General features: G+C 73.9%; 8 protein-coding genes. 4 read left to right on the plus strand and 4 right to left on the minus strand.

Annotated features, from left to right (window positions below):
- The first annotated feature begins 23 nt into the window (after positions 1-23).
- Complete coding sequence (locus AB0G13_RS15560) at positions 24-203, plus strand: hypothetical protein (RefSeq protein WP_357874329.1); 180 nt, start codon at positions 24-26, stop codon at positions 201-203.
- Positions 204-233: 30 nt separating this feature from the next.
- Here AB0G13_RS15560 and AB0G13_RS15565 read toward each other — a convergent pair whose 3' ends face one another.
- The 4 genes from AB0G13_RS15565 to AB0G13_RS15580 are packed head-to-tail and all read right to left on the minus strand — an operon-like array spanning position 234 to position 3,399.
- Positions 234-683: an Rrf2 family transcriptional regulator gene (locus tag AB0G13_RS15565; RefSeq protein ID WP_357874331.1), complete on the minus strand. Its 450-nt coding sequence runs from the start codon at positions 681-683 to the stop codon at positions 234-236.
- 1 nt (position 684) lies between these two features.
- Positions 685-1,569, minus strand: a complete 885-nt coding sequence (locus AB0G13_RS15570) for an ABC transporter permease (protein WP_357874334.1) — start codon at positions 1,567-1,569, stop codon at positions 685-687.
- Positions 1,559-2,338: an ABC transporter ATP-binding protein gene (locus AB0G13_RS15575; RefSeq protein WP_357874337.1), complete on the minus strand. Its 780-nt coding sequence runs from the start codon at positions 2,336-2,338 to the stop codon at positions 1,559-1,561. Before AB0G13_RS15575 ends, AB0G13_RS15570 begins: the two co-directional genes overlap by 11 nt.
- Positions 2,335-3,399 carry an ABC transporter substrate-binding protein gene (locus AB0G13_RS15580; protein ID WP_357874340.1) on the minus strand — a complete coding sequence of 355 codons (1,065 nt, stop codon included), beginning with the start codon at positions 3,397-3,399 and terminating at the stop codon, positions 2,335-2,337. Before AB0G13_RS15580 ends, AB0G13_RS15575 begins: the two co-directional genes overlap by 4 nt.
- Positions 3,400-3,662: 263 nt before the next feature.
- On the opposite strand from AB0G13_RS15580, the gene AB0G13_RS15585 reads away from it, so the two are divergent.
- The 3 genes from AB0G13_RS15585 (at position 3,663) to nudC (ending at position 7,367) form a co-directional block, all read left to right on the plus strand.
- Positions 3,663-4,973 carry a pitrilysin family protein gene (locus AB0G13_RS15585; protein ID WP_357874343.1) on the plus strand — a complete coding sequence of 437 codons (1,311 nt, stop codon included), beginning with the start codon at positions 3,663-3,665 and terminating at the stop codon, positions 4,971-4,973.
- A 115-nt stretch (positions 4,974-5,088) separates the two neighbouring features.
- Positions 5,089-6,432 (plus strand): pitrilysin family protein, encoded by a 1,344-nt coding sequence (locus AB0G13_RS15590; RefSeq protein ID WP_357874346.1) that lies wholly within the window; start codon positions 5,089-5,091, stop codon positions 6,430-6,432.
- Positions 6,429-7,367: an NAD(+) diphosphatase gene (gene nudC / locus AB0G13_RS15595; protein WP_357874349.1), complete on the plus strand. Its 939-nt coding sequence runs from the start codon at positions 6,429-6,431 to the stop codon at positions 7,365-7,367. The genes AB0G13_RS15590 and nudC overlap by 4 nt, the downstream gene beginning before the upstream one ends.
- The last annotated feature ends 98 nt before the right edge of the window (positions 7,368-7,465 follow it).

The following is a 7,465-nucleotide window of genomic DNA, read 5'->3' on the forward strand; positions in this document are numbered from 1 at the left end:
GCCCGGGCGTGGGAGGGGTGACCATGGTGGGCGACGCCGGCTCGGGCGCGGCGCGGGAACTGTTGCTGGTGCTCGCGGTGGCGCTGGCCGGGCTGTTGCTCGCCGTGGTCGTGGTGTTCGCGCCGTGGCACGTCACCCCGGACGGGGCCGCTCCGGTCGAGCTTCGCAGCCCGACGGAGCGGCCGGCGTCCACCGCCGGCTGAGCACCGCCGCCGCCCGCCGGCGGCCGGGCGTCAGCGGGCGCGGGTCTCCCCGGCGCCGGACGGCCGGTGTTGCACACCCAGCAGGTCGGCGAGGGTGGTCCGGTCGACCACCAGGGCGATCGCACCGTGCACGGCCAGCCAGACGTCGCGCAGGCCGGTCGCCACACCCGCGTAGCCGGCCCGCTCGGCCGGCAGCCCGCGGACGGTCGTCAGCGACCCGCCGATCGCGCGGAGCACGTCGCCGACGCTGATCTCGACCGCGGGGCGGGCCAGGGCGTACCCGCCCTCGGTGCCCCGGTGGCTCACGAGCAGACCGGCCCGGCGCAGGTCGACCAGGATGCCCTGGAGGAAGCTCAGCGGGATGCCCTGGCTGTCGGCCAGCGCCCCCGCCTTGACCAGCTCGCCGCCACCGCCGGGGGCCGCGGCGGCGACGACGAGCATGGCCCGGAGCGCGTAGTCACTGCGCGCGGAGACGTACACGTCACTGGCCCGCCTGGTCCAGCACGCCCCAGCGACGCCGGATCGCCTTGTCCGCCGCCCCGAACGCGGCGTCGACCACCAGGCCCAGCACCAGGATCACGATCATGGTGGAGATCAGCCAGGGCGAGTCGGAGAGCTCCCGCGAGTAGGTCAGCTGCGCGCCCAGCGAGGTCTGCGAGATGCCGACCACGATCAGCTCGCCGGCCATCAGGCTGCGCCAGGAGAACGCCCAGCCCTGCTTGAGACCGGCCACGATGGCCGGCAGCGCGGCGGGCGCGATGACGTACCGGTACAGGTTCAGCCCGCGGGCGCCGAGGTTGCGGCCGGCGCGCAGCAGCAGCGGCGGCACGTAGTCCACGCCCGCGATCACGCCGTTGGCGATGGACGGCGCGGCGCCGAGCACCACCACGAAGAAGATGGCCTTCTCGCTCAGCTCGAACAGCAGGATCGCCAGCGGGAACCAGGCGATCGACGGCATGGTCTGCAGTGCGGTGATCATCGAGCCGATCGCGGCCCGCAGGATCCGCGACCGGGCGACCGCGAGGCCGAGCAGCAGGCCCACGGCGACCGAGAAGAGGTAGCCGAGGGCCGCCCGGCGCAGGGTGGTGGCCAGCCCGTCCCAGAGCTGGACGCCGCTGACCTGCCGGAGCAGCTCCTGACCCACGGCCACCGGGCCGGGCAGCGAGTACTCGGGCTTCCAGCCGGTCCAGACCACGACCTGCCAGGCGCCGACGGCGAGGGCGAGGGCGGCCAGCTTCGGCCAGGTCGCCGCCCAGAGCCGGCTGGCCCGGGTGCGGCTCTCCTCCCGGCCGGCCAACTCCAAGGCGTCCAGCCCGGAGATCTCCGCGTCGGTGTGCGGGACGGTGGCGAGGGTGTCACCGGCCATGGCGGCCCACCTCCGTACGCAGGCGGTCGGTGACCTCGGCGGCGATCGCGGCGACCTCGGGGGAGTCGATGCGGCGCGGCCGGGGCACGTCGACCGGGGTGGACCAGATGATCCGGCCGGGCCGGCTGGAGAGCAGGATGATCCGGTCGGCGAGCCGGGCCGCCTCGCGGACGTTGTGCGTCACGAAGAGCACGCTGAGCCGCCGCTCGGTCCAGATCCGTTCCAGCTCGTCGTGCAGGATGTCCCGGGTCATCGCGTCGAGCGCGCCGAACGGCTCGTCCATCAGCAGCACCGGCGTGTCCAGGGCGAGGGTGCGGGCCAGCGCCACCCGCTGGCGCATGCCGCCGGAGAGCTCGTGCGGGCGCTTGCGGCCGAAGTCGGCCAGGTGCACGGTGCCCAGCAGTTCGGCGACCCGGTCCCGCCGCGCCGCCCGGGACAGCCCGCGCAGCTTCAGCGGCACCTCGACGTTGCCCTCGACGGTCAGCCACGGGAAGAGGGCCGGCTCCTGGAACATCAGTCCCGGGTCGACGCCCTCGTCGAGGGTGATCCGTCCGCCGCTGGGCCGGTCGAGGCCGGCGACCAGGTTGAGCAGGGTGCTCTTGCCGCAGCCGGAGGCCCCGACCAGGCAGACGAACTCGCCGGGCGCGACGTCGAGGGAGACCCCGTCCAGGGCGACGACGGCGTTCGCCCCGCGCCCGTACACCTTGGTGACGCCGTGCAGCGCGACCGAGCCGGTCGCGCTGCGTGGCGTCGTCGTGGTCGACGTCATGGCTGGCCGACCTCGGGCCTGCCCTGGCCCTTGAGCACCTCGTTGAGGTGGGTCAGGTCGTAGAGGCCGTCGAGGCTGACCGGCTGGGTCAGCCCGACCGCGACGGCGTGGTCGAGGCCGGTCTTCAGCGACGAGGCGATCGGGTCGTTGGTGAACTCCAGGGTCGGCCAGGCCTGCTTGATCAGCTTGAGGTCCAGCGGCTTCCCGCTGATCTTGCCGATGTGGTCGGAGATGGCCTGGTGCGCCTCGTCGGGCCTGCCGTTGACGAACTCGTTCGCGGCGACCTGACCCTCGACCAGCTTCTTCACCACGTCGGGGTGGGCCTTGAGGAACTTGGTGCTGACGATCAGGTTGGTGATCACGAACTTCCGGTCCGGCCAGAGGTCGCGCTCGTCGACGAGCACCTTGCCCCCGGCGTTGACCAGCCGGGACACGAACGGCTCGGGCACCCAGGCGCCGTCGATGGCCCCGCTGTTGAACGTCTCCACCGTCTGGGCGTTCTCCTGCGGAATGATCTTGACGTCGCCGCCGCCCTCCTTGGTGGTCGTGAGGCCCTTCTCCTTGAGCCAGTGGCGGACGGCCACGTCCTGGGTGTTGCCCAGCTGCGGGGTGGCGATCTTCCGGCCCCGGAGCTGCTCCACCGAGGTGATCTCGGGCTTGACGACGAGCGCGACGCCGCCGGAGGCCGCGCCGGAGATGACCCGGACGGCCTCGCCCTTGGACTTCGAGAAGGCGTTCACGGTCGGGTTCGGGCCGATGTACGTGGCGTCGAGCGCGCCGGAGAAGATCGCCTCGATGGCGGCCGGGCCGGCGTTGAAGGTCTTCGTCTCCAGCTTGACGTCGCCGCCGAGCTTCTCGGCGAAGATGCCCTTCTCCACGCCGACCACGGCCGGCGCGTGGGTGATGTTGGGGAAGTAGCCGAGCCGCAGCGTGGTCGGGCCGGAGCCGCCGCCCGCGCTCTCGCTGTCGTCGCCGCAGGCGGCGGCGGTGCCCAGGGTCGCCGCGCCGATGACGGCGAGGGTGGCCAGGGAGACCCACCGACGCAGGGGGAGCCGTCTCATCGTCCATCCAATCCGCAGTATTCCTACTTAGTTGGTAGGAAGAGTGGGTCAGCCGGTGAGTTGACGTCAAGGGCCAACCACATGCCGGGATCCGCGTCCCGAACAAAGCGGCAATCTCTACTGGTTCGATGGGTTTTGCGGCGGGTGGCCCGCCCGCCGACCCCGGTCGGCCGGGAAGGTGGGCGCGACGCCCCGGGCGCCGGTCGGGGCGGCTGGCGAGAGGTCGCCGGTGGCGGGGGTGCCGACGCGCTAGGGTCGACCCCGTGGCGGCGCGGAGATCGAGAATTCCAGCGACGAAGTACCCGGTCGAGCGGTTCACCCTCGACAACGGCCTGCGGGTGGTCCTGACGCCCGACCGCAGCGCCCCGGTGATCGGGGTGGCGGTCGTCTACGACGTCGGCATCCGCTCCGAGCCCGAGGGGCGCACCGGCTTCGCCCACCTCTTCGAGCACCTCATGTTCCAGGGCTCGGAGAACCTGGAGAAGCTGGCGCACTTCCGGCACGTGCAGGGAGCGGGCGGCACCTTCAACGGCTCCACCCACCTGGACTACACCGACTACTTCGAGACCCTGCCGAGCAACGCCCTGGAGCGGGCGCTGTTCCTGGAGGCCGACCGGATGCGCGGCCCCCGGCTGACCGAGGAGAACCTGCGCAACCAGGTCGACGTGGTCAAGGAGGAGATCCGGGTCAACGTGCTCAACCGCCCGTACGGCGGCTTCCCCTGGCTGACCCTGCCGCCGGTGATGTTCGACACCTTCCCGAACGCGCACGACGGCTACGGCTCCTTCGTCGACCTGGAGTCGGCCACCGTCGACGACGCCGCCGACTTCTTCCGCCGTTACTACGCGAGCGGCAACGCGGTGCTGGCGGTCAGCGGCGACGTCGACGTCGCCGAGGCGACCACGCTGATCGAGCGGCACTTCGGCGACGTGCCGGCGCGGCCCGCCCCGGCGCGGCCCGACTTCACCGAGCCCGACCTGACCGAGGAGCGGCGCACCTCGTACACCGACAAGCTGGCCCCCCTGCCGGCGGTGGCCGGCGCCTGGCGGGTGCCCGACCCGATCACCGACTTCGCCGCCTACCTGCCGTACGTCGTGCTGGCCGAGGTGCTCACCGACGGCGACGCGTCCCGGCTGGTCGAGCGGCTGGTCCAGCGGGACCGGGCGGTGACCAGCCTCGGCGGCTACGTCGGCTTCATGGGCGACCCGTTCGACGTGCGGGACCCGACGGCGCTGCTGCTCCAGGCGCACCTGCCGCCCGGCGGGGACGTCGACAAGGTGCTGCGCACCATCGACGAGGAGCTGGACCGGCTGGCCACCGACGGCGTGGCCGAGGGGGAACTGGCCCGCACCCAGGCCCGGATGGCGACCCACCTGCTGCGCGACACCGACGCGGTGCTCGGCCGGGCGTTGCAGATGGCCGTGCTGGAGCAGCAGCGCGGCGAGCCGGGGCTGCTCAACGACCTGCCCCGGCTCGTCGGCGAGGTCACCGACGAACAGGTCCGCGCCGCCGCGGCCACCCTGCGGCCCGAGCGCCGCGCGTCCATCGAGGTCATCCCCGGAGGGGGCAGGTGAGCGCGAGGAGTGAGCCGGGTCTGCGAGCCCCGCAGTCGCGAACGAAGGCGAGTCAGGTGAGCGCGAGGAGTGAGCCGGGTCTGCGAGCCCCGCAGTCGCGAACGAAGGAGAGCCAGTGACGGCAACCGCACAGGCCGCGCCGCGGGCGCTGCCACCGCTCGGCCCGAACCGCAGGCTCAAGCTGCCGAAGCAGGCCGAGCGCACGCTGGGCAACGGGCTGACCGTGATCGCCGTACGCCGGCCGGCGGTGCCGCTGGTGGAGGTGCGGCTGTGGATGCCGTTCGGCCGCACCCACCTGGCCCGGGGCGCCATGCTGGCGCAGACCCTGCTCTCCGGCACGCAGAGCATGTCCAGCGTGCAGATCGCGGCCGAGTTGCAGAAGGTCGGCGGCGGGCTCTCCGCCGGGATCGACCCGGACCGGCTGATGCTCTCCGGCGCCGGGCTGGTCACCGGGCTGGACCGGATGCTGGAGATCCTCGCGGAGGTGCTGACCGACGCGAGCTACCCGAACGACGACGTCGCCACCGAGCGGGACCGGCTGATCGACCGGATCCACGTGGCGCGGAGCCAGCCCGCGCACCTGGCCCGCACCGCCCTGCTGCGGCGGGTCTACGGCACGCACCCGTACGCGGTGCAGACCCCCGAACCGGAGGCGGTCCGGGCGGTCCGGCCGGGAGTGCTGCGGACCCTGCACGCCCAACGGGTGCACCCCGCCGACGCCGTGCTGGTGCTGGTCGGTGACGTGCAGCCGGAGCGGGCGCTGGACGCCGCCGAGAAGGCGCTGTCGGGGTGGAACGGCGCCGGGCACACCGCCGACCTGCCACCCGCCCCGCCGCTGGAGCCCGGGCCGCTGCTGCTGGTCGACCGCCCGGGGGCGGTGCAGTCCTCGCTGCGGATGGCGCTGCCGGCGGTGCCCCGCACCCACCCCGACCACGCCGCGCTGCAACTGGCCAACCTGATCTTCGGTGGCTACTTCTCCTCCCGCTGGGTGGAGAACATCCGCGAGGACAAGGGCTACACGTACGGGGGGCACTCCGTCGTCGAGCACTCGGTGGCCGGGTCGGTGCTGGTCGCCGCCGTCGACGTGGCCACCGAGGTCACCGGGCCGGCGCTGCTGGAGACGACGTACGAACTCGGCCGGCTGGCCAGCCTTCCGCCCCGCGAGGACGAGCTGGAGCAGGCCCGCCAGTACGCCCTCGGCACCCTCCAGCTCGGGATGTCCACCCAGGCCGGGCTCGCCTCGCTGACCAGCGCGTACGCCGGCAGCGGGCTGCGCCTGGAGTTCCTGGCCGAGCACGCCGCCCGGCTGGCGAAGGCGACCGTGGGCGACGTGGCCGATGCGGCGGCCCGCTACCTCGCCCCGGCGCGGGCGGTCACCGTCGTGCTGGGTGACGCCGAACGGATCGGGCCGCAGGTGGCGGCGCTCGCCCCGGTCACCACCGAGCCGGCGCGGCCGTGAGCGGGGAGGCCGCGCCGCCGCTGGCCCGTTCCACCCTGGACCGGGCGGCCCACCGGCGCACCGACCCCGACTGGCTGGCGCGGGCGTGGAGCCAGGCCCGGGTGCTGGTGCTCGACTCCGCCGACGGCGGCCGGGCGCTGGTGCGTACCGACACGTCGCCGCCGACGCTCGTGCTGCTCGACCCGGCCGGGCTGCCCGAGCCGACGGCACCGATGTTCCTCGGCGTCGAGCCGGACGGGGTGCCGGTCTTCGCCGTGGACGCCCCGCTGCTGACGGTGCCCGGTGCCCGGGCCGCGCACCTGCGCGAGGTCGGCCACCTGCTCGGCGACCGCGACGCCGGGCTGTTCACCACCGCGCTGGCACTTCTCAACTGGCACCTGCGGCACCGCTACTCGTCGACCACCGGGCACCCGACCGAGGTGGACGAGGCAGGCTGGTCCCGGGTGGACCCGGCCGGGGAGCGGGTCTGGCCGCGTACCGATCCCGCGATGATCGTGCTGGTGCACGACGGCGTCGCGGGCCCGGGCGGGCGGTGCCTGCTCGGCAACAACGCCACCTGGCCGCACACCGCCGGCGAGCGCCGGTTCTCCTGCCTCGCCGGCTACGTCGAGCCGGGGGAGTCGGCCGAGGCCGCGGTGCTGCGCGAGGTCCGCGAGGAGGTCGGCGTCCCGGTCGAGGACATCGCGTACGCGGGCAGCCAGGCCTGGCCGTTTCCCGGCTCGCTGATGCTCGGCTTCCTCGCCACCGCCGACCCGGAGCATCCGGTGCACGTGGACCCGACCGAGATCGCGTACGCCCGGTGGTTCTCCCGCAGGGAGATCGGCGCGGCCCTGGCGGGACGGCCGGTGGAGGTGGGCGGCGCCCGGCTGGTGCTGCCGCCGCCGTCGTCGATCGCGCTCTTCCTGATCCACCGCTGGCTCGACGGGCACTGCTGAGCCGGTTTCCGCCCCCGGTCCTGCCGGGCGGCGGCGCGGCGGGGTGCGGCGTCGAGCAGCCGGGCGGCGGCCCGGTCGCCGGCGGCGGGCCCGGTGTG

This window comes from Micromonospora sp. NPDC023633 (assembly GCF_040640035.1).
Lineage (GTDB): Bacteria > Actinomycetota > Actinomycetes > Mycobacteriales > Micromonosporaceae > Micromonospora.